The organism is Mycobacterium sp. (genome assembly GCF_035653355.1).
GTDB lineage: Bacteria > Actinomycetota > Actinomycetes > Mycobacteriales > Mycobacteriaceae > Mycobacterium.
Map to the genome: position 1 here is coordinate 1 of NZ_DASRBZ010000578.1, position 2,187 is coordinate 2,187.

Consider the following 2,187-nt stretch of genomic DNA (forward strand, 5'->3'; position numbering starts at 1 on the left):
GATGGCGTCGAAAAGGGCATTGCCGTCGGGGTGGCCGGCGCGACGCACGGCGTCCGGATAGGCCATCGCGCATAGCTGCGCCAGGCCCCACACGGCGGCAGTACCGCGCTGGCGTTCCGGCATTGTGGCACCAAGGGTTTCGTACAGCAGATACGGCGCGACGCCCAACAGGGCGGGGTCTTGCCCTACCGCCGCGAAGAATGCGGTGGTGAATTCCTGGCGGCCGGTTTTTGCCGCCGCGGTGAGGTCGGCGATCAGCCCGGGATCGACAGCTCCGAGCGCGCGCAGTAGCCGTGCGTAGATTTCCGGCTCGGCCAGCGTGCCCGGCAACGGGTCAAGCACCGGCGGGCGCAGTTGCACCGCGTTGCGCGGAAACTCGGTGTTGAAAAATGTCATCTCCCACTTCTCGAACTGGCTGGCGGCTGGCAACACGTAGTCGGCGTGCCGGGCGGTTTCGGTGAACGCCACGTCGACGACCACGACCAGGTCAAGAGCTGCCAGAGCGCGGCGGAAGTTTTCCGAGTCGGCCAGCGAATGTCCAGGGTTGGCGCTGTCGATCCACATCGCACGGAAGCGGTCGCGATGATCGGTCAAAATCTCTTCGGCGATGGAGTTGCACGGCACCAGTCCAGAGATGATCCGCGCGCCGGTGACCGGAGTGCGCCGCACCCGCCTGCCGTCGCCGCCACCGCTGCCGCCTGCCGAGGCACCGGCGATGGCGGCGAATGTGGAGTGCAGGAACATCGCCCCGGGCTTGCCGAAGTTGCCGGTCAAGATCCACAGCAGCTTGTCCAGATAGGACACCAGCGTGCTGTGCGGGCCCTGTTGCACGCCCAGGTCTTCGTAGACCGCGGCGCTGCCGGCGGTCGCGATCCGCCGCGCGGCATTCCGGATCAGCTCGGCCGGAACACCGCACCGCTGTGCGTAGGTGTCGATCGGCACTTCGGCCAACGCCGCGCGCGCCGGCTCGGTTCCGGTTGTGTGCTCGGCCAGGAAGGCATGGTCGACGAGGTCTTCCTGCACGATGACCGCGAGCATTGCGGCCAGGCACCACGCGTCGGTGCCTGGCCTCACCTGCAGGTGGATGTCGGCCATCGCGGCGGTTTCACTGCGTCGCGGGTCAAGCACGATCATGGTCCGCGCCGGGTCTTTGGCGATCTCGCGCAGGGTGGGACGGGCCCGCGGAAAGCTGTGCGACTGCCACGGGTTTTTGCCGACGAACACCACGACTTCGGCGTGTTCGAAGTCGCCTTTAGTGTGGCCGCCGTAGAGCTTGCCATCGATCCACATCTCGCCGGTTTTCTCTTGCGCCAAGGCATTTGAGAAATACCGCACACCCAACGCGGCTTGTAGCGCGCGGTTGTAGACGGCACCAAGATGATTGCCCTGACCGCCGCCGCCGTAGAAGAAAATCTTGTCGCCGCCGTATGTCGCGCGCACCCGGGTGAGGCGCGCAGCGATCTCGTCGATTGCTGTGGCCCAGTCGATTTCCTCGTATCCGCCGTCCGCGCGCCGGCGCAGTGGAGTGGTCAGCCGGTGCCGTCCGTTTTGGTAATGGTCCAGCCGCAGCGGTTTCTCGCAGGTGTAGCCCGCCGAGGACGGGTGTCGTTTGTCGCCCCGGATGCGGACGAACTGGCGGCCATCAAGCTGAATCTCGATGCCGCAGTTGCATTCACACAAAATGCACGCCGACGGGTGCCACTGCTCGCCGGTCATCTGGTTGTGCGCACCCATCGCGACCTCCACCTGCGCAAGACGAGCCCGATAGATATGGACTATGGCATAGTATGGAGAAAACAGCAACACCGGGAGAAGGGACCGATGGGCCGCAAACCGGGCCAGACCCGACAACGCATGGTGATCGCCGCCGTGGAATTGCTCCGCGAGCGCGGCGCGTCAGCGGTCACCGTCGACGCGGTGCTCGCGCGCAGCGGCACCCCGCGGGGCTCGGTCTACCACCACTTCCCCGGCGGGCGAGACGAATTGATCCTGGCCGCCGTCCGGCATGCCGCCGACTACATCACGTCCCGCATCGACCGCACCGTTCAATCCGGCGACCCGGTGCAAGCGCTCGACGGCTTTGTCCGGTTCTGGAAAAAGACCCTGCGCGACACCGACTATTTGGCCGGCTGCCCCGTCGTCGCCGTCGCCGTCGACGCCCATCAGGATCCGCCCGAGGCCGCCGCG

Annotated in this window: 2 protein-coding genes; one reads left to right on the forward strand and one right to left on the reverse strand. The window is 66.3% G+C overall.

Going from position 1 to position 2,187, the window contains the following annotated elements; genetic code table 11:
• Positions 1-1,716 (reverse strand): molybdopterin-dependent oxidoreductase (locus VFA16_RS19925; RefSeq protein WP_324969481.1); only part of this gene is annotated, 1,716 nt, incomplete at its 3' end.
• Positions 1,717-1,821: 105 nt separating this feature from the next.
• Between VFA16_RS19925 and VFA16_RS19930 the strand changes: the two genes are divergently transcribed.
• Positions 1,822-2,187: TetR/AcrR family transcriptional regulator (locus VFA16_RS19930; RefSeq protein ID WP_324969480.1), on the forward strand; the 366-nt coding region annotated here is incomplete at its 3' end.